The following is a 24,829-nucleotide window of genomic DNA, read 5'->3' on the forward strand; positions in this document are numbered from 1 at the left end:
TATTTAAACGCCGACAACGTCGACATTGGTGTTATCCTGTACCGTCACGGTACCCAGCTTTCGAATGTGGCTTTCGACGACATCCCAGATCTGCGGACCTTCGGTGTCTTCATTAACCGACGCCCATCCGGCAACCACATAGGATTTGGCCGGATCGATCGCCTCGCCCGTGTTCACAAGCGTCATGTTCGAGATACGTTCGCCCTGCGGCTTGGACACGTCGATCCGATAGCCAAGCCCACCAGTGCGCACCATATCGCCGCCTTGTTGGTAATAGGGATCCGGGTTGAAGATGTTGTCAGCAATATCTTCCAGCACGACTTTCAGGAAATCCCCTGTCATCTCGGTGCGATAGGCTTCACCATAAGACATCGAAGTCACGCCAAAGATATCTTCGCGGGTGATATCCTGACCGGGCACCAGCGACGGGCCCCAGCGTACACCGGGGCTGAGCGCGATTTCCGCGTCACGCTCGCTGAGCAGTGCGTCGCAGATCAGGTCGTCCCAGGTGCCATTGAAATTCCCGCGCCGATACAAAAGGCTGTCGGTCTGCCCGATGACTTCGGACATCTCGGCCAGATAGGGCGCGCGCTGTTCGTCGATCAGGGCGGCCACTTCGGCGTCCGGAGTTATCACATCCGAGAAGATTGGGATCAGTTTCGTCCGATACCCCATCATCCGACCGTCACGGATATCAAGATCGACACGGCTTACGAATTTTCCGTTCGAGCCTGACGGCACGATGATGGTTTCACCAACCTGTACCGGCTCGGGCAGGGCGTCGTGCGTATGGCCAGACAGGATGACGTCGATTCCGGGGACAACGCTCGCCATCTTCTTATCAACGTCGAAACCATTATGGCTCAGCACGACGACACATTCCGCCCCGGCGGCGCGCACCTTTTCCACCATCGCGGCCATGTGTTCGTCACGAATGCCAAAGGCATATTCAGGGAACATCCAGCCGGGATTTGCGATGGGCATGTACGGAAACGCCTGCCCAATGACCGCAACCTTTGTGCCGCCGCGTTCAAACATTTTGTAGGGGGGGAACAGCTCGGTCGGTTCGTCCCATTCCGCGTCAAAGATATTCTGCCCCAAGGCCGCAAAGGGCAGCTGTTCAACCAACTCGGCGACGCGATCACTGCCTAAGGTGAATTCCCAGTGAAATGTCATGGCGTCCGGCGCCAGGGCGTTCATCACATTGACCATGTCCTGGCCCTGCGTCTTCAGACAGGTGTAAGAACCGTGCCAGGTATCGCCGCCATCCAGAAGAATGGCGTCTGGACGATCTGCGCGGATCGCCTTGATCACAGTTGCAACCCGATCAAGCCCGCCAACACGCCCATAGGTCTGTGCAAGCGATGAAAAATCCCCGGAACTCAGCGCATAGTGGCTGGGGCTGCCATCGGCGATGCCATAGAGTTTCCGGAAGTCAGCACCCGTCACATGTGGTACAACGCCCTTGTTGCCGCCGACGCCAATATTTGTTGACGGCTCGCGGAAATAGATCGGTTTCAGCTGTCCATGAATATCCGTGACATGGATCAGGGAAACATTGCCGAACGTGTCGAACTCTAACAACTGGTCCTGTGTAAGAGACTGTTGTGCTGCAAGCCGCGCCCAATTCCCGAAACCGGACGCGCCGACAATGGCTGAGGCTGCCATCCCGACCTGCAAAAAGTCCCGACGCGAAATCATAGTTGCCTGCTCCCGTAAACACATGCGCATGTTTGAATTTTAAGTTAGTGCAATGGCCCCGTGCATGACACGGGGCCAGTCAGATCATCAGTTTCTTACAGAAGGCGTCTCGACCGACAGGCCCTGGCCGCGCGACGCTATGTAAAGCTCCAGCGCTTTGAACTCTTCACCGCCTTCTTTGAAGGGTGTGGCCCGAATGTTCTTCATGCACCCTTTGAAGCGCCCGTGGATGGAATTCAGCTTTGCGTTCTTTAAACGATAGGTGGGAAAGCCATTGACCTGGCCCTGGGACAGGTGGTCCGCCCGGATCATGACGCCATAATTGTCTTCGTGACAATTCGAGCAGGCCATGTCCAGCTGACCGACACGCGTATAGTACAGGTCCTTTCCTTTTTCCCAGAAAGGCGCGGCATCGCCGTCGATGGCAACTTCGACAGGCATACCACGTGATTGCACGCCAATAAGCGCGGTCATCGCCGTCATCTGGCCGCCCGACCATTTCCAGGGCTCGGCACCCATATGTTCGACGCGGCTGCGGTTGATCAGATCCTCCAGCGTAACAAGTTCGCCGTTTTCAACACGTGGTAGCTGAGCTCGTAGCCCTGCGAACTCTTCAACACTCTCATGGCAGGACGCGCATGATTTCTCGGCTGACCCATCGACCTGCTCCCACAGATCCTCGGCTTGCTCAACGAACACAAATGCCGGGTTGTCAAAGTCGTCCACTTCCAGGGCCTGAGTTTCCGGCGAACGAAACCGCCATCCGGAATAGATCGTGTCGATGTTTTCCAAATGATCCGGCGCTGCCACCTCAGTGATCATTGCCTCACCGTCAATGCTCAGCGAATTGCTGTCCTGAGCAGTCGCGGCGCCGGCCAACCCAATCGCTGCTGCCGTAATCCATAATGTCGCGCGCATGTGGCTACCTCCCTGGCTCTGCACCCTTGTCTTCTTACGAGACCGATATTTTTTTGCTTTCCTCGTAGACGGACCCGTCATCGTCATACCAGGTGAACTTGAACTCACCGGTTTCCGGGACAACAGCTTCGAACTGGAAATAGGGGTTGGTTGAAATCGCCGGTTCCAACGTCACATCGATCACGTTCTGGCCATTGAATTCAGCGGTGAAGCGATTGATGATCGAGCGTGGGATGATGTTGCCATCATCGTCTTTACGCTGCCCGCTTTCCATCTTGTGGCTGATCAGGGTCTTGATGGTGATCGTCTCACCTGCTGCCGCCGTTTTTGGGACTTTGACCCGGGGTTTTACACCAGATGCCATAGTGTCTCTCCTTGCGTTTCGTGAGTTCAGCCGCCGCAACCGCCGATTGTTACTTTGACATTGGCTTTCGCCATCTGGAATGAACCGTCTTCCATCTTGGCGATGGCAACAACGTTCTGTGTTGCGGCAAGGCGGATACGCGTTGATGCACTGCGTGACGCGCTGAGCGGGCCAAAGTTGAACGTTGCGACGTTCGGCACCGGGTTGCCGTCTGCGTACAGCGTGATCGAAACGGCACCGGGTGCTTCGACCTTGACGGGTACGGTATTACCGTTCTCTGCGATTTCCGGCGCGGTCAGTACAACCACACCTTCCCCAATGTCAGCGCCCCCGGTCAGGGCTGCGATCGCTTCGTCCGTCAGGCTGGCAAACGCCGGAAGACCGGTAAAGCTTGCCAGGGCAAGCGTACCGGAGCCGATCGCGAGGATTTTTCGCCGTGTCAGTTCCATATCATGCTCCAAATTTCGTGGATTACTGTTCTTTCAGCGTCATCAGGTAGGCCACGACATCTTCGACCTGCTGCGCGGTCAAAATGCTCTGGCCTGCGAAATCATCCAGTGGCCGCTCATAGCCGCTGTCGATGTAGAAAGCGGGCATGATCGTCCCTTCGAACATATTCTTCGAGTTCGAAACGATCCCGCGGAGTTCAGCTTCGGTCCAACGATCCGCTACGCCGTCCATTGGTGGGCCAACTTCGCCGTGGAAGCCTTCTTCGGGTATTTCCGAGTTCGTATGGCAGGCGAGGCAGTTACCCTCTTTGCGGTTTGCAAAAACCGCCCTGCCCGTTGTTGGATCACCGGCGACGCCGGTCAAGGATGTTTCAACCGCGCCATCCGTAAAGGACACGTCCATCGGTTTCAGTTCACCCGCTGTGGCGGTTGATGCACATAGCATCATGGCAAAGCCTAGCTTCAACGCGTTTCTCATGCCTCCTCCCAAAGACGATTCTTGTCGGTCGTTTTCTGCACACTAATGCACACATTCGGCAGTTCGCAACAATAAATTCATTTAGATGAATTTTTCAATTACTTTGCTGATGCAGAAAATTTCGCACTAAAATTTCAAAGCCAACGGATCATCAGCCGTTTTGCTCTTCAAACTTGCGGGCATGATATTTTTGGAACGGCTCGTCCCCTTCATATCCTTTTTCGACAACCCAGTTCAGCATATTGAAGGTTGTCCACCGACCAAAGGCACCGGGCATGTTGGCCACTGCAGCTTGCGGAGCAGTCAGGTCATCGCCCACCGCAGATGGAAAGAAATAGATGCTGGGTGTAAACAAGGCGCCCCAGCGTTTGACCATGTCCTTTTCGGGCAGCACAGTGCCATCGAAATCGGTCACCTCGACATCCCCGAACATGTTGATCTGTAGAACAAAATAGTTGTCTTCGATGAATTGTTCGATTTCCGGGATGACAAACACCTCTTCATGCATCTTCTTGCAATAGATGCAGCCGCGCTGCTCGATGATGATCATCAGGCGCTTACCTTCCGCATTAGCCTCGGCCAGGTCTTCGCGCAAATCCATGAATGTATCGCGCATCCAGGGCGCCTTGTGCAGGCCATCATCGCCAAGCTCGGCCGCAAGGGCAGCCGGAACCATCAGCATCAAAACCAACGTTAGGACTAGTCTTTTCATGATCTCCTCCTGGGATTTATCCAATCGCACTGAACCAAGGCACATGTTCCAGCATCCATTGAGCAATGTAGTTGATCGAGTTGGTAGCGATCAGAATGCCAAAAAGGATCAAGAACGCCCCCATCAGTTTCTCGATCAAGCCAAGGTGTTTTCGAAACCGGCCCATCCAGGACATGAATGGCCCGATGAACAAGGCGGCAACGACGAAGGGCAAGGTCATGCCCAGCCCATATGCCAATAGCAGCAGCGCCCCTTGATCGGCAGTGTCTTGCCCCGCAGCCGTAAACAGGATTGCCGCCAGAACCGGCCCAACACAGGGCGTCCAACCAAAGGCAAATGCCAACCCGATGACGTAGGCCCCCAACAGGCCAACATTCGAGGTGTCGCCAGCATCGGCGCGGAATTGGCGGTACAGAAAGCCGATCTTGATCACCCCAAGGAAATGCAGGCCCATCGCAATGATGATGGCGGCCGCAACCCAGCGCAGTAGATCAAAGTACTCTCTCAGCAGGCCGCCGAACACGGTCGCGGTTGCACCAAGTCCCACAAAAACCGTAACGACGCCCAACGCGAAACAACACGCGGCCAGAACAGCCCTGACCCGCACCGCTTGCGAAATTTCAGCCTTTGCCGAAATCTGGTTCATCCCAACGCCGGCAAGATAGCTCAGGTAGAAAGGCACGATGGGTAAGATACAAGGCGACAGAAAGGACAGCAGCCCGGCGACAATTGCACCCATAATCGTCACGTCAAACATGTCGCTCTGGCCTCACAGCTTGAGATATTCAAAAATATAATTATGATGAAAGAACCAGTGCTCGTCAATTTAGGACGTCTGAAAATGATAAAGGCGTTGATCGCCTGTTTAGCTCTGATGTTGCCGGTTTCGGCAACAGCTGACCCCTATCTGCTGATGGCAGAGGAACAGGGGTGCTATTGGTGCGCCAAATGGAACGAGGAAATCGCACATATCTATCCGAAAACCGCAGAAGGGCGCACCGCCCCGTTGCAGCGTTATGACGTGCACAGCGAAGCACCCGACGTTGCGTTCGATCGCAGGGTTCACTTTACTCCAACATTTATTCTGGTTGAAAATGGTCGTGAAGTCGGGCGAATTGAGGGATACCCGGGGGAAGACTTTTTCTGGGGCCTGCTGGCCATGATGTTCGAACGCGCAGGAATAGACTTGAAACAAACCGGGTAAAGGAAACCTTTTTGTGACCTACAACACTGAAAGCACACCTCAAACTGTTTCGCGTCTGCCGGTGTTCGACAAGAACATCTGTGCAGAAGACATGCAGCGCATGATGGAAAATGCGCAACGCGCATCCAACTTTCTGAAGGCCATCAGCCACGAAGGCCGGTTGATGATTATGTGCCATCTGGCATCGGGCGAGAAATCGGTGACTGAGCTTGAGGAGCTGCTCTCCGCCCGACAAGCCGCTGTTTCACAGCAATTGTCGCGCCTTCGCTATGAGGGGCTCGTTGTGCCAAGGCGCGAAGGCAAGGCCATCTACTACAGCCTGGCGGACGACCGACCAAGACAAATCATGGAAGTCGTGTACGATCTGTTCTGTCGTACAGACTGACCGGATAGGGAACTGGTATTTGGTCGGGGGAGGACCCAGGTGCTGGAGACACTCGGAGAAGCAAACACTGCCGCACTGATCGGTTTGATCGGTGGGATCGCACTTGGCCTTGCCGCCAGAATCGGGCGGTTTTGTACGCTTGGTGCAATCGAAGACGCGCTTTACGGGGCCGACAACCGTCGCTTGAAAATGTGGGCCATTGCCATCGGTGTCGCCATTGTCGGGGCGCATCTGGCAATTGGGTTCGGCATGCTTGACGGGTCGGAAACCGCTTATCTTGATCGCGTATGGAACCCGCTTGGCACCATCATCGGCGGTCTGATGTTCGGCTATGGCATGGCGCTGAGCGGAAATTGCGGCTACGGCGCTTTGGCGCGTCTGGGGGGAGGCGACTTGCGGTCTTTTGTCATCGTCGTTGTGATGGCGTTATCCGCCTATTTCGTGATGTCCGGACCGCTGGCTCATGCCCGCGTTTGGTTGTTCCCCGAAGTGACGGGTGCCACTTCTCCTCAGGGGTTCGCGCAGTTGTTTGAAGTTTACGGTGTGGCCCCTTTGGTCACCGGCCTCGTCATCGGAACCGGGCTTGTTGTGCTTGCCATCGCACGTGCCGAAACGCGCCCATCGTACAAACAAGTCTTTTGGGCATCTGTGGTTGGTCTTGCCGTGGTATCTGGCTGGGTGGGCACCTATTGGATCGCGACAACCGGGTTTGATGCCGAGCCAATTGAAACACACACCTTCGCAGCCCCGATCGGAGACACCATCATCTATGGGATGACCGCTTCGGGCAATGCCTTGTCGTTTAGCGTCGGATCGGTCGTGGGTGTCGTCATCGGGGCCGTTTTGGGGTCATATTCCAAGGGCCATTTCCGATGGGAAGCGTGTGAAGACCCCCGTGAATTGCGGCGCCAGTTACTAGGCGCCGCTATCATGGGCCCTGGCGCAATTCTTGCGGTGGGCTGCAGCGTTGGCCAGGGAATCTCTGCGTTTTCGGTGCTTGCCTTCAGCGCACCAATTGCCTTTATCGCAATCTTCGCAGGGGCCGCCATTGGGCTGCGTCAGCTGATTACGGGGTTTGCTCCGGCCGAATAGGGTACGCTTTTCAAGATGGCGTTGACAGGTCGGGCCATCGCTCTGTAAAGCAAGCAACCCTTTGACCAACACGCACCCACACGTGAAAACGCCCGCCGGGTTGGCGGGCGTTTCATGTGTTTCGAAACTACGGTTTAGATCTTTGCGCGTTCCGATTTCAGCGCCAGCCACAAACAGTAGCACATCATCAAAACCACCAACGTAAACGGTATGCCCGTTGACACCGCTGCACCCTGAAGCGCCGACAGGCCACCGCCAAGCAAGAGTGCAATGGCCACCAGCCCTTCGAGTGTGCACCAGAACACGCGCTGCACCACAGGCGCGTCCATCTTGCCACCCGCGGTGATCGTGTCGATCACAAGCGAACCGGAATCTGACGATGTGACAAAGAAGATCACAATCAGGACCAGCGAAATGGGGGCCACGATACCGTAGAGCGGCAGTTCCTTCAGGAAACCGAACAGCGCGCCTTCTGGGGCATAGCTGTCGATCACTGTGGCGCGGACACCTTCTGCACCACCAGCGTTCAGCATGTCGATGGCTGCGCCACCAAAGGTGGACATCCACAGCGCACAGACTGCGGTCGGTGCCAGCAAGGCGCAAATGATGAACTCACGCACCGTACGGCCCCTCGAGATGCGGGCGATGAACATGCCTACGAAAGGTGACCATGCAATCCACCAGGCCCAATAGAAGGTTGTCCAGCCGTGGAAGTAACTGGTGTCTTCTCGACCGAACGGGTTCGAAAGGGCGGGCAAGTGCGTGACATAGTCCGTCATCACGCTGAAGTAGCGTGAAATCGCAGTGCCAATGCCGGTAACAGCAATGACAAAGAGGAACAGACCCACGGCCATGACCATATTGATCTCGCTCAGCCGTTTGACGCCTGCGTCCATGCCCATCAGAACCGATCCCAAAGCGATCAGTGTGATACCGATGATTAGCAATACGGTGACTGTCGGGCTAGGTTCGATGCCGAAGACCTCATTGAGACCCGCCGCGACTTGTTGCGCGCCCAGACCCAAAGAGGTTGTCAGGCCAAACAACGTCGCAAACACCGCCAGTGTGTCGATCATATGACCCCACCAGCCCCAGACACGTTCGCCCAGGATCGGGTAAAAGGCGGATCGCAGCGTCAGTGGCAACCCGAGATTGTAGCTGAAGATCGCCAAACTCAGGCCCACAGCAGCATAGATCGCCCAGCCTTCCAGGCCCCAATGGTGGATCGTTCCGACGATACCGGCATATTCATTGCCTGGTACCGCGATATCGATACCCAAGGGGCTGGCACCACCATCTTCGGCAAAGTTGTAGTAAACCGGCTCCATCACGCCAAAGAACAGCAGACCAATACCAATGCCAGCCGCGAACATCATCGCGATCCATCCAGCATAGGAATAGTCTGGCTTAGCATCCTTTCCGCCGATACGAACCTTACCCACCGGCAGGATAATAAGAGCCAGGCAAAACAAGGTGATTGCATCAACAGACAGAACCAAAAACCAGTCAAATGTGCTGGTGAGCCAGGGCCTGAGCCATCCAAAAAACGTGGCGGCGGCTTCCTGGTTTGCCAGAGCGATCAGAACGAACGCAAAAATCAGGATGCTCGAGATCAAAAAGACCGGATTGTGGATGTCCAGACCGAACGGTCGGACGTTGTCCTGCCCCAATTCGTATTCCGTTTCGAAGTCGTAAATCCGTGGATCCGGATCCAACATTTTCTTCGTTTGTACCATTCGACTGCCCTTTGTTCGCTAAGTGCAAGCGCCAAGGTATTCGGCCGACGGACGGGAATGAGATTGTAACCCCCTTGGCGTGTTTCCGTCATTTCGACCGCGGGTTGAGTGGTAACAGCCTACACTGTCATCAAAATTTCACAAAATGCATTCATTTTTTGTTATGTTAGCGATAGCCAACCCTCACGTTCACCACTGGTCTTCAACGAGAGGTTATTTCGGGATCTTCAAGCCGTGCAAACCAGGCGAAGCAACAGCTGTCATCCGAAAAGCCCCTGGCCACTGCCCAGAAATCGCAGGCTGAGTTTGCGGCCTAACACTGCCGGATCAAACGCATTCGATCGGAAACTGAACAAGCGGTGCATATCGGTTTCGGGTCCCTGACGACGCGAACTCTTGTCGCTCCGGTACTTCGGAGCGCATGGGAGGATTCACCGCAAACGCGCGGCAATATGGTGTTCAGCGACCGGCAGGCCCTGATCGAGATGCTCGAAAGTCGGCAGATCGATGCCGCAGGTGGAAAGCGACTATGCCTTTCTGGCCTCACTGCTGATCGATGCGATGTTTGTGTTTTGGGGGGGTCTCAAGACCTTCGCCGAGCAGGTCGCCGAAAGGGTGGTCAAACTGATCGAAACCATGTCGCCCGTCACCTGGAACATCTGTGCCGAGCGCCAATCAGGGCAAGGCCAACCGGCCATCGACATCCAGTGGCAGCAATTCGCAACATTGACTGGCCAGGCGTTCGGGTGATGTGTTATTCACCCAAGTGGTTGACTGAAGCAGAATAAGGTTGTAATTCATCCAAATGGTTGAACGAGAGAGTCGATATGACCTCAACGCGATATTGAAGGCCGCGTCTGACCCAACCCGCCGCGCAATCCTGACGATGCTTGCGCAACAGGGACCTTTGAGGGTGACGGACATCGCGCGGCAGTTTGATATGAGCCTCAATTCGGTGTCCAAGCACATCAAGGTGCTGGAAAACGCCGAGTTGGTGCGGCGCAGGACAGAATGGCGTGAGCATCTGATCGAGGTTCAGATGGCCCCCTTGTCAGCCGTTGATTCTTGGTTTGCCGGGTTGCGTTCGATTTGGGCGCTTCGGCTGGACGCCTTGGAAACTGCATTGGAGGACCCAGAAGATGACGGATCTGTCACTTGAAATAACACGCGCCATCCCGCATCCGCCCGACAAGGTATTCGATGCGTGGCTGAACCCGGAAATGCTGGCCAAATTCATGTTGCCCGGGCCAGGAATGACGGTGTCCGAGGCGCAATCCGACGCCAAGGTCGGCGGTCGGTTCAAAATCGTCATGCGCGCCCCCGAGGCCGGTGATCTGCCGCATGAAGGCGAATACAAGGTCATCGACCGCCCGAACCGGCTGCAATTCACCTGGAACTCTCCTTACAGTCAGGATGATTCCACCGTGACGCTGGATTTCACCCCAACTGACAAAGGTACGCAGTTGCGCCTGCATCACATCCGGTTCCCGTCGCAGGAAAGCCGGGACAACCACGAAGGTGGCTGGACCGCAATATTGGTGGCGCTGGAGGACGCGCTGTGATCAACTGGTTCGCGCTTGCAACAGGGGTAATCGCGGCATTTTTGTTGGGTTATCTGGTTTATGGACCGCTCGGTTTTCAAAAGCGCTGGGCCGAGGGCACACGGATTGACCCAACACCGCCTGACACACCACCACTGGCAGCAATGGCCGCGCAAATTGTGTTCCTGATCTTGCTGGCAGCGGTGATTGCAGTGACCGAAACCACCAACAGTCTGAGTGTTGCCCTGCTGGCGATCCTTGCGGTGGCAGCACAGGCGGTCTCGGTTGGCGCTTGGGCGCAGAAAAGCAGTTTCGCGATCACGGTCGATGCCGGTTATGCGTTGGGCTGCGGCGTTGTGATGGTCCTGGCTCATGCGATCCTGTGACATCTCTACCTCGGCCCGGTTCCAAGCGGATCGGACCGAGGCGAACACATTAGCTGACAACCCTAGTCGGTTGCTTTTCCACCGCCTGTTTTTTTGTGCGCCGCTGCCCGAATTCGGTCCGTTAGGCTGAGTTGCGCCCCGGGCGCATCGCCCGCCTCACTCAAATCCTCAATCTCTGTCACGTCCAGTTTGAACGTCGCCCGCATCGGCACCAAGCCATCTACCACGACAAATTCACGATCAGACGGATCAATAGACAGCGTTCCGGTTACACGAACCGGAACATGGGCGTAACCCGGGGTCCAGGTGCCATCCAACGGCACGCGGATCATCTGGTTTGGCGGCGGCGGCGGCATGTGACTGCACATTCCAAACTGGGGCACCAAATATGCAACCTCCTGGCCATCTGCCTCTGGCGGTGCCGGAATGGCAAAGCCGCTCAGCGTGACAGTCTGGCCATCGAATTGCGGATTGCCGGCCGCGCCAGCCCGTTCCCGGCGTTCGGTGACGACCGGAACCTGTTCGAGAAGCCAGTCGACATCTATGTCGTCCGAGGTCAGCGCATCCTCGGTTTCCAAAAGCAGTTCCTGCCACGTTTGTCGTTCTTCCTCGGTGCCGACATCCTGCTGCAACCTGCCGCGCAGGCGAACCACAAAAAGGACATCGTCGAACTGTTCCGGGCTGAGATCACGGTAGGGATCGTCGAACTCCTGCATCGCCGGATCCGGCAGATCGGGCCATCCAACTGACACGGGCGACGCATTCACCGCTGTAACTCCCCAAAGGGCCAGTAAGGTCCAGGTAATGAACTGCAGGCGGAAGGTCATGGCGTCCTCGGGCAATCAGCGCATGTTACACAGGCAACGATCCTAAGTCGAATGACGAGCGCGTCCATCCAGAAAATAGTCACAATCCTGGTAGGACGATCAGTCGCGCAGACAGCGGTCGCCTCTCTTTCCAGACAAGAGGCTAATCTACACCAGCGAGAGCTGACGTCGGGAAACTGCTTAAATACCTACGCCGACCTATTGCAAATAAATCTACTGTAGGTAGATGCTTGCAAAGCAAAATTTTCAATGACTCAAGGTATTATCCTAAACCCGGAACTCTGTCAGACGGGTCGAAAGTCCCGCCTTGCGCAAACACAACCCAATATTTACAGGCTCTTTTCATGACGATTATCCTCAAATCGATCCCCCTTTCATTCAGTGTTTTTGTGCGCATGATTTTCCCAGTCATTCTAATCAGCGTCGCCTCTATGGTTGTGTCGGTTATTCTGAATATCGTCACCCTTGGGTTGGCGGGCTACATCAGCGGGCCGGTCACAGCGGTGTTCATCAGCCTGTTCGGAATTCGTGTAGCCTTGGCAATCAAAGGTGATTTACGCCGCACAGATCTAACGACGCTGGCATTGAACTCACTCCTGTACGGGGTCTTCTTTATGGTCGCATTAGGTGGCTTAGCCGTTTTTGCAAATATCGTAGCTGTGCTGTTTTCCCTATGGACGTTAGGCGAGCCAATATCCCTGACTGCGCTCAGGGATGCTGCAGAACCCATCAAGATTTCGTTCGCATTTCTCGCTGTGGGCGTCAAAGTTGTCGTGGCATACATTCTGTTGGCGGTTGCCTATGCCGTCATGGCCGTACCAATGGCAAGCGCAGCCCGAGGATCAGGCCAAGGTGCGCCAAGCAAAGGCTTTTTCAATGGGTTCGGACGTAGTTTCATTCCATTGTTCTGCGTCTTCTTCGTTTCAATCTTCCTGCAGTTCTTTTTCGACGTTTTTACCTCTTTGTTTGCGATCTTCCCCCTCATTCTGTCGGTTGTGTCTCTTGTACTCACGCAGTCGTTGCCGAGTTTCGATCTCGACACCATTCTGAAAGGGATAGCTTCGGGCACCGCCCTTCTTTGGCTCAATTCGTGGATTTGGTCAGTGGCTGCACTTGCGCTGCTGAGATTTGACGGCAATGAAACCCCGCGCGCGCCGGTCTCATCTCCCGAGACGGAAACGGCAACCGACATCCGGGGGCTGCGCAAATCTCGCGAGCGATCATTCTGAGCTTGGGGACCTTCGCGGTTCAAGCCAGACTTACCCAGACCAATGGTCGCTAACGAAAGTGACACCTCTTTCAATCCGGCCCATTCTCATGTATGCGCGCTGCATCTGAGACGTTGTGCCCTGACCCCGGCACTCAGACGAAAGCTAAAATGGGGTCGGCGGCAATGGGGTCGCCATGCAAAACGGGAGACCCGCAGGGGCGGGAGTGCTCCCTTCTAGGATACGCAAATGTTTGATGTAACAAAGAAATCAATTCAGTGGGGCGAAGAGACGCTGACACTGGAAACCGGCAAGGTTGCCCGTCAGGCGGACGGCAGCGTGATTGCCACGCTGGGCGAGACCAGCGTGATGGCAAACGTGACCTTTGCGCGGAAGCAAAAACCCGGTCAGGACTTTTTCCCGCTGACCGTCCACTATCAAGAGAAATACTATGCCGCCGGTAAAGTTCCGGGTGGCTTCTTCAAGCGCGAGGCGCGCCCGACTGAAAAGGAGACGCTGACCGCGCGTCTGATCGACCGGCCGATCCGCCCGCTGTTCGTTGACGGCTTCAAGAACGAAGTTCTGGTGATGTGCACCGTGCTGAGCCACGATCTGGTCAACGACCCCGACATGGTGGCGATGATCGCAGCCTCTGCCGCGCTGACCATTTCCGGCGCACCGTTCAGGGGCCCGATCGCCGGTTGCCGCGTGGGTTTCGAGGATGGCGATTACGTCCTGAACCCGACCGTTGACGACATGCAGGACCTGCGCCTGAACCCTGAACAGCGACTGGATCTGGTTGTTGCCGGCACCAAAGACGCCGTGATGATGGTTGAATCGGAAGCTTACGAGTTGTCCGAGGCCGAGATGCTGGGTGCTGTCAAATTCGCACACGAGCAGATTCAGCCGGTGATCGACCTGATCATCTCACTGGCCGAAGACGCCGCGAAAGAGCCGTTTGACTTCCAGGCGCCCGACTATTCTGAGCTGTCCGCTGCCGTTAAGGCCGCAGGTGAAGAGCAGATGCGCGCAGCCTTCGCGATCACCGACAAGCAAGAGCGCACCGCCGCTGTTGCCGCGGCCCGTGAAGCAATCATGGCAGCCCTGACCGAAGAGCAGTTGGAAGACGGCAACCTCGGTTCCGCAATGAAGAAGCTGGAAGCTGGCATTCTGCGCGGCGACGTCGTCAAAGGTGGCAAGCGGATCGACGGTCGGTCTACCACCGACATCCGCTCGATCGTCGCAGAAACCTCGATGCTGCCACGGACCCATGGCTCCGCGCTGTTCACCCGCGGTGAAACGCAGGCACTGGCCGTGACCACGCTTGGCACCGGTGACGATGAACAGTTCATCGACGCGCTGCATGGCAACTTCAAATCGAACTTCCTCCTGCATTACAACTTCCCTCCCTACTCGGTTGGTGAAGCTGGTCGTGTGGGCCCTCCGGGACGTCGTGAGATTGGTCATGGCAAACTGGCATGGCGCGCACTTCAGGCGGTTCTGCCTGCGGCAACCGACTTCCCCTACACGATCCGTATCGTGTCGGAGATCACTGAATCCAACGGCTCCAGCTCGATGGCGTCGGTCTGCGGCGGTTCGCTGTCGATGATGGATGCAGGCGTTCCGCTGAAATCGGCAGTTGCCGGTGTGGCCATGGGTCTGATCCTGGAAGATGACGGCGAATACGCCATCCTGTCAGACATTCTGGGTGACGAAGACCACCTGGGCGACATGGACTTCAAGGTCGCTGGTACCGAAAACGGTATCACCTCGCTGCAGATGGACATCAAGGTCGCGGGTATCACGCCCGAGATCATGGAGAAAGCGCTGGCGCAAGCCAAGGACGGCCGGATGCACATCCTGGGCGAGATGGGCAAAGCCCTGTCCGAGACCAACGAATTCTCGGTCCACGCCCCGCGCATCGAGACCATGAACATCCCAACCGACAAGATCCGTGAAGTGATCGGTTCGGGCGGTAAAGTCATCCGCGAAATCGTTGAGGTTTCGGGTGCCAAGGTCGACATCAATGACGACGGCGTCATCAAGATCGCCTCGCCCGATGGTGAATCGATCAAGAAGGCCTATGAGATGATCCATTCGATCGTCGCCGAGCCGGAAGAAGGTCAGATCTACACAGGTAAGGTGGTCAAAATCGTCGACTTCGGTGCCTTCGTGAACTTCTTTGGCAAACGCGACGGTCTGGTTCACGTGTCCCAGATCGAAAACCGCCGCCTGAACCATCCGTCGGACGTTCTGAAGGAAGGTCAGGAAGTGAAAGTCAAGCTGCTGGGCTTTGACGATCGCGGCAAGGTTCGCCTGTCTATGAAAATCGTTGATCAGGAAACCGGCGAAGAGATCGCTCCTGAGAAGAAAGAAAAGAAAGAAGAAGGCGCAGAGTAATCTGTCCTTCCTTTTTAAACGCGGAAGACCCCGGTTTTGACCGGGGTCTTTTTTTGTTGCGCGCAGTAGATTTCAAACGTCAAGCATGACGGCGGAGGGCGTTGCAAGCTCAATGCACGACGCCTTGTCTTTTGCGACGGCACAATACCTGACCTGCTGATAGTCCTGAACAACGCTAGGCGTATGCACGTTACGCGTGTATAAGTGTAGGAGCATTTAAACTTTTGAGTTTTCCTGAGGCGTATTTCAGCCATGAAGTTCATTACGATCTACGAGATCAATAACGACCCGCTAAGCAGTACAAATGTCACGGTTCTGCAGTCATTTCAGGTTGCGATTGTCGACGGTGACGATGCGCTGGAAGACCCTGATGCGGACGGGGGCCAGCAGATTGATGTCAGCGGCGTTCCCGGATTTATCGGCAATTCCACAAACTTCCAGACCTTCGAAACCTATAGCGGAAATGTGGGCGGAAATCCGGTCACGTTTACTTTGCTGCAATTCTCCAACCCGCAGTACATTGTCGTTACCTCAGGCCAGGTGCAAGTGGGCAACGTCATTGCGGGCACCAACAATTCAATCATAACCGCCCCACCTGTTGACTACGATACACTACCGACATTTGTTTGCTTCACCGCAGGCTCACTGATCCAGACGGCAACAGGCATGCGTCGGATTGAGACGCTTCATCCTGGTGATCCGGTATATGTTGGCGACGGCAGCGTGAAACCGGTCCGCTGGATCGGGCGGCGGCGCCTCTCGGCGGCCGAGTTGAAACAGGACCCACATCTATGCCCCGTTCGGATCAGGAAGGGCAGTTTCGGAAAGGACTGCCCAAGCCGCGACCTTCTGGTCTCACCCCAACACCGGATTGCAGTCTCGTCCGTTAGCATGGAGCTCTACTACGCGGATCCGGTCATGCTCGCCCCGGCCAAGGGGCTGATTGATGGTACGACAATCACACAAGAACCGCCCGACCGGGGTGTTGAATATATTCACATCCTGTTTGACCAGCATGAGTTGGTGAACGTCGAAGGCATCTGGTCTGAATCTTTCTTCCCCGGCGCCGTTACGCTCGGCGCGCTGGCCGCAGAGACCAAGCGCGAACTATACGACCTGTTTCCTAAACTGATGACCACGGACGCTGGGTATGGGGAGACGGCTTTGCCTGTAATGAAACCGTACGAGGCGCGTTTATTGAAACGGGATTTTTCTGTTCCGCTGGGCACAGGGCACCTCAGTCGGCGTGGCGCTCGGGTTCGCCCACAACAAACTTAGAACGATCCGTATCCGTTTAGACCGACGCTATGGCTTTTGGCCCAATCAACTGGCAGTGTTTACCCCCGATTTCGTTTCCCCAACTAGCTCAGTGGGCATGCGGTCCTTTATCATCCACATGTCTACCGGCACAGCGCGACGGCCCAATGCCGAACAGCTTTACAGAAACTTGCCCAATGCCAAGCTCTTGTAGGCTGTAGATGGGCGGGACACGGATCAGGTCGCGGGTATCCGGATCCATCGCGGTAAACTGCACCGTCGCCACTCTCCGTTCGCTTTGCGACCTGCAGAAATCGGGGCCTTTCAAAGCCACCGCCAGATATGGCAAAAAATGATGGAAGAGCGGATCGGCCTCGCGATCATCGCCAAAGCAGGCCTACGCGTAGACCTGGACAGCATAAAGCAGGTTCTGAAGATTCTGCGGCCGATTGCAACGCCCGATCACTATGTCCAGATACCGGTCAAACAGCGCGAAACTTCGCTACAAACCCCATCGGGCAGCGGAAATCAGGAAGTGGCGGTGAAATCGGCGGTTCGACAATTCAATCGAATCCACCTGTCAGTGACAAGATGACCCGCGAGTTCAAACGTGCTGCGTACCGGACAAAACTGCACCTACATCCGCAACTCCCGCCGATGTCACCAAACTTGGAATGCGCCTAACGAGGATCAGGGGGCCAGCGGCCCCCTTCCATATTACGATGGCGCTTTGGTTTTGCGCAGATAAGGGAAGATCGTTTCGAACTCGCCAAATTTCGCCTTGGCATCTTCGTTCGAAACGCTGGGTGGGATAATGACATCTTCACCCGGCACCCAATTTGCTGGCGTCGCAACACCCTTTGAGCTCATCTGAAGACCATCCAGCGCACGCAGGATCTCGGCGAAGTTCCGACCAACTGTCATCGGATATGTCATCGAAAGCTTCAGCTGCTTGTCAGGCCCGATGATAAAAACCGAGCGCACCGTGGCGCTGTCGGCTGGCGTGCGGCCGTCGGGTAGATAAGCTTCGGCGGGCAGCATATCGAAGGCTTTAGACACGGCCAGGCCGTCGTCGGCGATGATCGGAAATCCGGCATTGGCTTTGCCGTATTCCTCGATGTCCTTTTTCCACTTTTTGTGATCTTCAACGCCATCCACAGACACGCCGATCACCTTGGTGTTCCGGGCGGCCCATTCGTCGTTCAACTGGGCAACGGCCGAGAACTCGGTGGTGCAGACAGGCGTGAAGTCTTTCGGGTGTGAGAACAGGATGGCCCAGCTGTCGCCAATCCAGTCATGAAACTGAATAGTGCCGTGATCCGTTTCTGCCGTGAAATTCGGAACCGTATCGTTGATGCGCAAACCCATGGGGCATCTCCTTTCCTGTTAAAAACCGAGTCGGTTGCTGTAAACCTAAACACTTTGCGCGCAGGTTAAACCATCCGTTTGGAGCCGCCGAATTTATTTAGCTCTGTTTCGCCCAAAATAATTTGATCAAATTTCGATTTCTCCCTCTTGCCCGCCCTGCATACCGATGACAGAGTGGCCGCGAAACTGCCCCAGTGGCTGTATGGTCAGGAGGACGTGCCATGATCGAAAAACGCAATTTCTATATCAACGGACAGTGGGCTGCCCCATCTGCGGCGAATGACTTCGAGGTGATCAACCCATCGACCGAAGATCCGTGTGCGGTGATTTCACTGGGGTCCGAAGCAGATACCAACGCGGCCGTTGCTGCAGCCAAGGCGGCCCTGCCCGGCTGGATGGCAACCCCCGCCGCTGATCGTATTGCGTTGGTTGAAAAACTGATCAGCATTTACCAGACCCGCACTGAGGATCTGGCACAAGCCATGTCGCAGGAGATGGGCGCGCCAATTGACATGGCGCGCAGTCAACAGGTCGGGGCCGGGTCCTGGCATCTTGATGGTTTTGTTCGTGCCGCCAAAGCGTTTGAGTTTGAACGCCCACTGGGCGAGCATGCCCCCAATGACCGGATCATCTATGAGGCCGTTGGAGTCGCAGCGTTGATCACGCCATGGAACTGGCCGATGAATCAAGTCACGCTAAAAGTTGGTGCGGCGGCGATTGCGGGCTGCACGATGGTTCTGAAGCCGTCCGAACAAAGCCCGTTGAACGCGATGATCTTCGCCGAGATGATGGATGAGGCAGGCTTCCCGCCCGGTGTGTTCAATCTGGTGAACGGGGACGGTGCGGGTGTTGGTTCGCAACTCTCGGCGCATCCGGATGTGGATATGGTCAGCTTTACCGGCTCGACCCGTGCAGGAACGGCGATTTCCAAAGCCGCCGCCGATACGTTGAAAAAGGTGCATCTGGAACTGGGTGGCAAAGGCGCGAATGTCGTCTTTGCGGATGCCGATGAAAAGGCCGTCAAACGCGGCGTTTTGCATATGATGAACAACACCGGTCAAAGCTGTAACGCCCCCAGCCGGATGTTGGTGCAGCGCCCGATCTATGATCAGGCCGTAGAGACGGCAGCAGAGGTGGCCAACAAGGTTTCAGTTGGACCGGCGTCGGAAGAAGGTCGCCATATCGGCCCGGTTGTGAACGAGCTTCAGTGGGGCAAGATCCAGGACCTGATCCAGAAAGGCATCGACGAAGGTGCCCGCCTTGTTGCTGGCGGCACTGGACGGCCAGAGGGCCTGAACAAGGGGTACTACATGCGCCCCACAGTCTTTGCTGACGCCAACAACCAGATGACCATCGCCCGCGAGGAGATCTTTGGCCCAGTGCTGACCATGATCCCGTTCGAAACCGAAGAAGAGGCCGTCGAGATCGCCAACGACACGCCTTACGGCCTGACCAACTATGTCCAGACGCAGGACGGCGACCGCGCCAATCGCATGGCGCGCGTGCTGAGATCCGGGATGGTCGAGATGAACGGCAAGTCGCGCAGTGCGGGTTCACCCTTTGGCGGCATGAAGCAATCCGGCAACGGCCGCGAAGGCGGCGTCTGGGGTCTGGAGGATTTCCTTGAGGTCAAAGCAGTTGGCGGCTGGGCCACCGAATAACCGGCAGGTTGGACTTTGGCCGCCTCATTCAGGCGGCCAAAACTGTTCAATCGAAACGCACGGACACGCCACCATCGGCCAGCATCGCGCAGCCGGTCACGAAACTGGCGTTTTGAGATAACAGGAACAGCGCCGTCCGCGCTATTTCCGCGGGCTGCGCCAAACGCCCCAGCGCGTGCTTGCCCGAGATATAGGTATGAATATCCGGGTCATCTCCGGCCATAGGGGTCATGGTACCACCGGGCAGGATTGCGTTGACCCTGATATTGTCTTTGCCATGATCCGCGGCCAACGACTGTACCAAACCGATCAAGCCAGCCTTTGACGCAGCATAGGCCCCCATTCCCGGCAAGCCACCGTTTGAGTAACCAACGAATGACGACGTAAACAGCAATGTGCCGCTGCCCGCGCGTTTCAGGGCCGGGATTTGCACCTTCGCTGCCAGAAAGGCGCTGGTCAGGTTGGTGCGTAGGACGTCTTCCCAGGTCGACAAAGACATGTTTTCTGCCGCCGCCAGATCTCCAACAATGCCCGCATTGTTGAAGGCACCGTTCAGGGATCCGAAGTGATCTTCAGCTGCCTTGACCAGCTTTGCCGCGTAGTCTGGGTCGCCGATATCCCCGGCCACGGCGATCGCATGGCCACCTTTTTTTTCAATCTCGTGTGCGACGCTGTCCAACGGCTCGGATCGGCGGGCGCCAAGGACAAGTCGCGCACCCTGTTTCGCCAGCACCTCAGCGGCGGCCTTGCCGATGCCGCTGTTCGCTCCGGTGACAATGAGTGTCTGATCTGCAAAATCCATTCCAAGTCTCCTGTTTATTGGCAGGAGAACCGATAAAACACCGCCCGATGATCCCGCGACCCGGATACTGCTCGAAGCGATTACGAAGTTAAGATTGCGCAGGAAACGGGTCGGAATGGTCAGTGTTTGGTTGGCGAAGGGCCTTTCGCCCCTCGCCTTATTCGATCAAACCGGGTGCACCACCAATTGCGGCTCGCCGTTTGACGTATGTCGCTTGGATCGACCATCCCATCCAATCTCTCCGGTGACGCGCTGCCGAAAGGCCGAAAAGCTGTCGAACTGCACAACGTCCACGGGCGCGTCGAAATGCAGAGTAACGCGGCGATGTCCTCCGTCACCCAGCATGGTCATTCCACGGATTTCCGCAGTAAATGGCTGCCCTAGATAGCGCCCGGAAACCCGGTCGCCAACGCGCAAACGCATCCGGTTTCCGGCCATTGCGTGCAACGTGTTCCAATCGCGAACGCCGTGCTGATGGGCCAGCAATTCCAGCGCCCTGCTATGTGAAATCTCAACGCCCTCATGTCGCAGGTCTTCCCGCAATCGTTTCGCCTGGGCTTTCAGCTCGTCAATCCGAGCGATGTCTGATGTCTTCATGTCTTGCCTCGTTTCCTTGAACGGGCGCGAATTCTGGACGGGGTTCGCATTTCCATCCGTGCGCCGGGAGATTGGGCAACAGATGTCAGGAAACTCGGGTTTCACCATGGCCAATTGACCGCGAACGGCAGGATACCCGAACCTGCGCGGTGTATTGTCATCGGTTGAACGTCCTGTCAATCAAGTGCTTGCGCTTTTCAACTCACTGTCTGGCTCAAGATGGATAACGAATACCGACCCCGGGAACTCACTCAGAAGGGCGGCTTCGATATCGTCGCAGATATCATGCGCCGCAGCGACGGACATTTTGCCGTCGACCACCAGATGAAACTCAGCAAAAATCATATTTGCAGACCGGCGACCGCGCAGGTCGTGATATTGCAGCGCCGGGCCCAGATTTGCCTCAATACCATTGCGAACAGCCTGTAATTCAGCATCAGACAAAGAGACATCCATCAACCCGTCGACCGAGTGCCGGATGACCTTCCACCCCTCCCACAGGATGTTCAGGGCGACCAGAATCGCAATGATCGGGTCCAGGATCAGCCATCCACTTGCCATGGCAAACAACAATCCAGCGACAACGCCAACCGAAGTCAGAATATCCGTGAAGATATGACGGGCACTGGCTTGCAGAGCCGGCGATTTCTCGCGTCGCCCGACCCGAAGAAGAACAAAAGCCCAGGCGCCATTCAGGCAAGTGGCCAGCATGTTGATCGCCAGCCCAAGAAAAGGGGAATCATCCAGATGTGGATTGGGCAACGCCGAAATGGCCTCGCGGATGATCAGAACTGCGGCCAGAACGATCAGGACGCCTTCGACGACGGCGGACAGATATTCAGCCTTTTTGTGGCCAAACGGGTGTTTCTTGTCGGGTGGTTTCGATGAAATCCAAACGGCGAAGTAGGCCAGTGAAGCCGCAGCAACATTGACGATTGATTCCAACGCATCCGACAGTAATGCAACGGACCCGGTCAACCACCAGGCCAGAAGCTTTAATGTCAGAACGGCAACGGATACCGGAATGGTCCATGCGGCAAATGTTTGGGGTGTCGGCCAGGAATCTTGCGTCATTAACAGCCGAGTATCACATGAACCGACCTAGAAAGCCCAAACCTTTTCTCGCCCTAAGCGTCAACCTGCGCCGCTTCATAGGCCAGCATGGCGCGTTTGACCGGCAGACCCCAATGGTACCCGCCCAATCCACCGGATTTGCGCAGGGCGCGGTGGCAGGGGATCAGCCAGCTCACAGGGTTTCGCCCAACAGCCGTGCCCACAGCGCGAACCGCCTGCGGCGATCCAACCCGTTGTGCGATCTCGGAATATGTCGTGACCTGACCCGACGGGATATGCATCAGGGCCTCCCACACTTTGATCTGCAAGGGTGAGCCGATCAGATAAAGCGGTGTGAGTTCTAACCGATCGCTGGCCGAGCCAAAGGCGCCAAGAGCCCAGGGCCGCAGACGCATTGGGTCTTCGACAAATGCCGCCATTGGCCAGCGGGACAACATGTCCTCCATCGCGTTTTCTTCGCCGGTCTCGGCACCAAAGGCCACACCACAGATGCCCTTGTCTGTCCCCATGACCAACGCCGGACCGAACGGGCTTTCGAACCACCCCCAATAGATGGTCAGGTCGGCACCTTTGCGAGCATATTCGCCCGGGCTCATGGATTCCCATTTCAGGAACAAATCGTGCAAACGGCCGCTGCCGGACAGCCCGACATTGTGGGCCGTTTCCAGTGTTGTGAATCTCTCTCGCAGCAACGCCTTGGCGTGGCCCAGCGTCAGATATTGCTGATACCGCTTTGGCGACACGCCGGTCCAGCGTGAGAATAGCCGCTGAAAATGTGCAGGGCTCATATCCATCTGGCGGGCGAGATCTTCAAGGCTCAGGGTTTCGCCCCCTTGATCGATCAACTCGATCGCCCGCCGCATGACGTTGTAGTGATAGCCGGTCTCGGGATTCTGAATGTTCATGACTTACCTCACTCGTTAAAACAACAATAGCGCGCAGGCCACGACCTCGCGACCCGGAACTTGCGCAAAGCCTTTGGGCTTGTGCCAAGGCCAGACCGGCGGCATTAAGGGCCGGATGGCAAAGCAACTCGACTACCACACGATCCGCGAGATCTTTACACGTTTCCACGACGCCGACCCGGAACCCAAGGGTGAGCTGGAGCATGTGAATGTGTATACGCTGGTTGTGGCCGTTGCCTTGTCGGCGCAGGCTACGGACGCAGGCGTCAATAAAGCCACGCGCGACCTGTTCAAAGTCGCCGATACACCGCAAAAGATGCTGGACCTGGGCGAAGAGGGCCTGATCGAACATATCAAGACCATCGGCCTGTTTCGCCAAAAGGCCAAAAACGTGATCAAGCTGAGCCGTATTCTGGTCGAAGACTATGGCGGCGAGGTCCCCAATTCCCGCGCCGCACTGCAATCGTTACCGGGTGTCGGACGGAAAACTGCGAATGTGGTTCTAAATATGTGGTGGCGACAGCCGGCACAGGCGGTGGACACCCATATTTTCCGCGTCGGCAATCGCACCGGAATTTGCCCGGGCAAAGACGTTGACACCGTCGAACGGGCCATCGAAGACAACATCCCGGCCGATTTTCAGCTGCACGCGCATCACTGGCTGATCCTACATGGCCGCTATCACTGCAAAGCGCGCAAGCCGCAATGCCCCACCTGTATCATCCGCGATCTCTGCGAATTTGAGGACAAAACTCTATGAAAACCTACCAACTGACAGGCATCGGAAATGCCGTTGTGGACGTTATTTCTCAGGCTGATGACAGTTTTCTTGAATTGATGGGCATTGAAAAGGGCATCATGCAGCTGATCGAACGGGATCGCGGTGAAGTTCTGTATGCCGCGATGGAAACCCGGGTTCAGACACCCGGTGGGTCTGTCGCCAATACGATTGCAGGTGCGGGTGCATTGGGTCTGGACGCCGCGTTTATCGGGCGCGTGCATGATGACGCGCTGGGCCGGTTTTACGCCGACGCGATGAACGAAGATGGCGTGGATTTCGTCAACCCTCCGGTACCGGGTGGAGAATTGCCCACATCCCGGTCGATGATCTTTGTGTCGCCCGATGGTGAGCGTTCGATGAACACCTATTTGGGGATCTCGTCCGAGCTTTCCTCGAAAGACGTTTCCAGTGACGTGGCGGGCAACAGCCAGATCATGTTCCTTGAGGGCTATCTGTTCGACAAGGAAAAGGGCAAAGCCGCATTCCTTGAAGCGGCCCGCAACTGCCATAAGGGCGGTGGCAAGGCCGGGATCGCCATTTCCGATCCGTTTTGTGTGGAACGCCACCGGGTCGATTTCCTGCTGCTGATCGAAAACGAATTGGATTTTGTGATTGGCAACGAGGCCGAGATCAAATCGCTGTTTGAAACCGACGACCTGGAAGAGGCATTGGCCAAAACGGCCGAGATTTGTCCGCTGATCGTGTGCACCCGATCGGGCGATGGTGTGACCGTTCTAAGCAAAGGTAGCCGTATCGACGTTCCAGTAGAAAAAGTTGTGCCAGTGGATGCAACAGGTGCCGGTGATCAATTCGCCGCCGGGTTTTTGTTTGGTATGGCCACAGGCCGGGACTACGAGACTTGCGCGCGCATCGGCAATGTCTGTGCCCGCGAAGTCATCAGCCACATCGGACCACGCCCCGAGGCAAACATGCTTGAACTGTTGCGAGGCGAAGGGCTGCTTTGAAGCCCGTCGCATTGGAGA

At 56.2% G+C, this 24,829-nt stretch carries 28 protein-coding genes; 14 read left to right on the forward strand and 14 right to left on the reverse strand.

The features are described 5' to 3' along the window. Window positions 1–3: 3 nt before the first annotated feature. From soxB to ACR0BU_RS10035, 7 genes are all read right to left on the reverse strand, one after another. Entirely contained in the window at window positions 4–1,701 is a 1,698-nt protein-coding gene (soxB, locus tag ACR0BU_RS10005; protein WP_480737116.1) for a thiosulfohydrolase SoxB, read from the reverse strand. Window positions 1,702–1,788: 87 nt separating this feature from the next. Continuing rightward, on the reverse strand, window positions 1,789–2,619 hold the full coding sequence (soxA, locus tag ACR0BU_RS10010; RefSeq protein WP_480737118.1) for a sulfur oxidation c-type cytochrome SoxA: 831 nt from the start codon (window positions 2,617–2,619) through the stop codon (window positions 1,789–1,791). A gap of 34 nt (window positions 2,620–2,653) precedes the next feature. Continuing rightward, window positions 2,654–2,983: a thiosulfate oxidation carrier complex protein SoxZ gene (soxZ, locus tag ACR0BU_RS10015; protein WP_298934382.1), complete on the reverse strand. Its 330-nt coding sequence runs from the start codon at window positions 2,981–2,983 to the stop codon at window positions 2,654–2,656. A 26-nt stretch (window positions 2,984–3,009) separates the two neighbouring features. Then, the gene (gene soxY, locus ACR0BU_RS10020; protein WP_298934380.1) at window positions 3,010–3,432 is read right to left on the reverse strand and encodes a thiosulfate oxidation carrier protein SoxY; all 423 of its coding nucleotides are present in this window, start codon (window positions 3,430–3,432) and stop codon (window positions 3,010–3,012) included. 22 nt (window positions 3,433–3,454) lie between these two features. Next, window positions 3,455–3,910 carry a sulfur oxidation c-type cytochrome SoxX gene (gene soxX / locus ACR0BU_RS10025; protein WP_480737120.1) on the reverse strand — a complete coding sequence of 152 codons (456 nt, stop codon included), beginning with the start codon at window positions 3,908–3,910 and terminating at the stop codon, window positions 3,455–3,457. Between the two features lie 151 nt (window positions 3,911–4,061). Continuing rightward, complete coding sequence (locus tag ACR0BU_RS10030; protein WP_480737122.1) at window positions 4,062–4,622, reverse strand: SoxW family protein; 561 nt, start codon at window positions 4,620–4,622, stop codon at window positions 4,062–4,064. A gap of 16 nt (window positions 4,623–4,638) precedes the next feature. Next, complete coding sequence (locus ACR0BU_RS10035; protein ID WP_480737124.1) at window positions 4,639–5,379, reverse strand: cytochrome c biogenesis CcdA family protein; 741 nt, start codon at window positions 5,377–5,379, stop codon at window positions 4,639–4,641. A gap of 84 nt (window positions 5,380–5,463) precedes the next feature. On the opposite strand from ACR0BU_RS10035, the gene ACR0BU_RS10040 reads away from it, so the two are divergent. The 3 genes from ACR0BU_RS10040 to ACR0BU_RS10050 all read left to right on the forward strand — a co-directional run bounded on the left by ACR0BU_RS10040 (window position 5,464) and on the right by ACR0BU_RS10050 (window position 7,303). Next, window positions 5,464–5,826, forward strand: a complete 363-nt coding sequence (locus ACR0BU_RS10040) for a hypothetical protein (protein ID WP_480737126.1) — start codon at window positions 5,464–5,466, stop codon at window positions 5,824–5,826. 91 nt (window positions 5,827–5,917) lie between these two features. Then, window positions 5,918–6,211: an ArsR/SmtB family transcription factor gene (locus ACR0BU_RS10045; RefSeq protein ID WP_299079526.1), complete on the forward strand. Its 294-nt coding sequence runs from the start codon at window positions 5,918–5,920 to the stop codon at window positions 6,209–6,211. Window positions 6,212–6,250: 39 nt separating this feature from the next. After that, window positions 6,251–7,303 carry a YeeE/YedE family protein gene (locus ACR0BU_RS10050; protein WP_480737127.1) on the forward strand — a complete coding sequence of 351 codons (1,053 nt, stop codon included), beginning with the start codon at window positions 6,251–6,253 and terminating at the stop codon, window positions 7,301–7,303. A gap of 134 nt (window positions 7,304–7,437) precedes the next feature. Here ACR0BU_RS10050 and ACR0BU_RS10055 read toward each other — a convergent pair whose 3' ends face one another. After that, window positions 7,438–9,039, reverse strand: coding sequence for a BCCT family transporter (locus ACR0BU_RS10055; protein ID WP_480737129.1), 1,602 nt, complete (start codon window positions 9,037–9,039; stop codon window positions 7,438–7,440). 507 nt (window positions 9,040–9,546) lie between these two features. Here ACR0BU_RS10055 and ACR0BU_RS10060 point away from each other — a divergent pair. The 4 genes from ACR0BU_RS10060 to ACR0BU_RS10075 are packed head-to-tail and all read left to right on the forward strand — an operon-like array spanning window position 9,547 to window position 10,966. Beyond that, on the forward strand, window positions 9,547–9,789 hold the full coding sequence (locus tag ACR0BU_RS10060) for a hypothetical protein (protein ID WP_480737131.1): 243 nt from the start codon (window positions 9,547–9,549) through the stop codon (window positions 9,787–9,789). 55 nt (window positions 9,790–9,844) lie between these two features. Continuing rightward, window positions 9,845–10,198 (forward strand): ArsR/SmtB family transcription factor, encoded by a 354-nt coding sequence (locus ACR0BU_RS10065; protein WP_480737132.1) that lies wholly within the window; start codon window positions 9,845–9,847, stop codon window positions 10,196–10,198. After that, window positions 10,179–10,601, forward strand: coding sequence for an SRPBCC family protein (locus ACR0BU_RS10070; protein ID WP_299079159.1), 423 nt, complete (start codon window positions 10,179–10,181; stop codon window positions 10,599–10,601). Before ACR0BU_RS10065 ends, ACR0BU_RS10070 begins: the two co-directional genes overlap by 20 nt. Further along, entirely contained in the window at window positions 10,598–10,966 is a 369-nt protein-coding gene (locus tag ACR0BU_RS10075; protein WP_480737133.1) for a DUF1761 family protein, read from the forward strand. The genes ACR0BU_RS10070 and ACR0BU_RS10075 overlap by 4 nt, the downstream gene beginning before the upstream one ends. A 62-nt stretch (window positions 10,967–11,028) precedes the next feature. Here the strand turns inward: ACR0BU_RS10075 and ACR0BU_RS10080 are convergent, their stop codons facing one another. Next, complete coding sequence (locus tag ACR0BU_RS10080; protein ID WP_480737135.1) at window positions 11,029–11,793, reverse strand: DUF3299 domain-containing protein; 765 nt, start codon at window positions 11,791–11,793, stop codon at window positions 11,029–11,031. Window positions 11,794–12,137: 344 nt separating this feature from the next. Here ACR0BU_RS10080 and ACR0BU_RS10085 point away from each other — a divergent pair, with 344 nt between their 5' ends. The 4 genes from ACR0BU_RS10085 (at window position 12,138) to ACR0BU_RS10100 (ending at window position 17,253) form a co-directional block, all read left to right on the forward strand. Beyond that, window positions 12,138–13,022, forward strand: coding sequence for a hypothetical protein (locus ACR0BU_RS10085; protein ID WP_480737137.1), 885 nt, complete (start codon window positions 12,138–12,140; stop codon window positions 13,020–13,022). A 228-nt stretch (window positions 13,023–13,250) separates the two neighbouring features. Next, the gene (gene pnp, locus ACR0BU_RS10090; RefSeq protein ID WP_298934356.1) at window positions 13,251–15,401 is read left to right on the forward strand and encodes a polyribonucleotide nucleotidyltransferase; all 2,151 of its coding nucleotides are present in this window, start codon (window positions 13,251–13,253) and stop codon (window positions 15,399–15,401) included. Between the two features lie 252 nt (window positions 15,402–15,653). After that, a complete protein-coding gene (locus ACR0BU_RS10095) occupies window positions 15,654–16,679 on the forward strand; it encodes a Hint domain-containing protein (RefSeq protein WP_480737138.1) in 1,026 nt (341 codons plus the stop codon). Between the two features lie 334 nt (window positions 16,680–17,013). After that, on the forward strand, window positions 17,014–17,253 hold the full coding sequence (locus ACR0BU_RS10100; RefSeq protein ID WP_480737140.1) for a hypothetical protein: 240 nt from the start codon (window positions 17,014–17,016) through the stop codon (window positions 17,251–17,253). Between the two features lie 122 nt (window positions 17,254–17,375). On the opposite strand, the gene ACR0BU_RS10105 is transcribed toward ACR0BU_RS10100, so the two are convergent. Continuing rightward, window positions 17,376–18,026 (reverse strand): peroxiredoxin, encoded by a 651-nt coding sequence (locus ACR0BU_RS10105; protein WP_298934350.1) that lies wholly within the window; start codon window positions 18,024–18,026, stop codon window positions 17,376–17,378. A gap of 221 nt (window positions 18,027–18,247) precedes the next feature. On the opposite strand from ACR0BU_RS10105, the gene ACR0BU_RS10110 reads away from it, so the two are divergent. Then, the gene (locus ACR0BU_RS10110) at window positions 18,248–19,687 is read left to right on the forward strand and encodes an aldehyde dehydrogenase family protein (RefSeq protein WP_480737142.1); all 1,440 of its coding nucleotides are present in this window, start codon (window positions 18,248–18,250) and stop codon (window positions 19,685–19,687) included. Window positions 19,688–19,733: 46 nt separating this feature from the next. Here the strand turns inward: ACR0BU_RS10110 and ACR0BU_RS10115 are convergent, their stop codons facing one another. From ACR0BU_RS10115 to ACR0BU_RS10130, 4 genes are all read right to left on the reverse strand, one after another. Further along, on the reverse strand, window positions 19,734–20,489 hold the full coding sequence (locus tag ACR0BU_RS10115; RefSeq protein ID WP_480737143.1) for an SDR family oxidoreductase: 756 nt from the start codon (window positions 20,487–20,489) through the stop codon (window positions 19,734–19,736). A gap of 165 nt (window positions 20,490–20,654) precedes the next feature. Continuing rightward, entirely contained in the window at window positions 20,655–21,086 is a 432-nt protein-coding gene (locus ACR0BU_RS10120; RefSeq protein WP_480737145.1) for a glyoxalase superfamily protein, read from the reverse strand. 180 nt (window positions 21,087–21,266) lie between these two features. Beyond that, the gene (locus ACR0BU_RS10125) at window positions 21,267–22,160 is read right to left on the reverse strand and encodes a cation diffusion facilitator family transporter (protein ID WP_480737147.1); all 894 of its coding nucleotides are present in this window, start codon (window positions 22,158–22,160) and stop codon (window positions 21,267–21,269) included. Window positions 22,161–22,213: 53 nt separating this feature from the next. Beyond that, complete coding sequence (locus ACR0BU_RS10130) at window positions 22,214–23,065, reverse strand: methylated-DNA--[protein]-cysteine S-methyltransferase (RefSeq protein ID WP_300069179.1); 852 nt, start codon at window positions 23,063–23,065, stop codon at window positions 22,214–22,216. Window positions 23,066–23,180: 115 nt separating this feature from the next. Between ACR0BU_RS10130 and nth the strand changes: the two genes are divergently transcribed. After that, window positions 23,181–23,825 carry an endonuclease III gene (gene nth, locus ACR0BU_RS10135; protein ID WP_298934338.1) on the forward strand — a complete coding sequence of 215 codons (645 nt, stop codon included), beginning with the start codon at window positions 23,181–23,183 and terminating at the stop codon, window positions 23,823–23,825. Beyond that, window positions 23,822–24,811, forward strand: a complete 990-nt coding sequence (locus ACR0BU_RS10140; protein WP_298934336.1) for an adenosine kinase — start codon at window positions 23,822–23,824, stop codon at window positions 24,809–24,811. The genes nth and ACR0BU_RS10140 overlap by 4 nt, the downstream gene beginning before the upstream one ends. The last annotated feature ends 18 nt before the right edge of the window (window positions 24,812–24,829 follow it).

This window comes from Ruegeria sp. CK2, assembly GCF_056536585.1.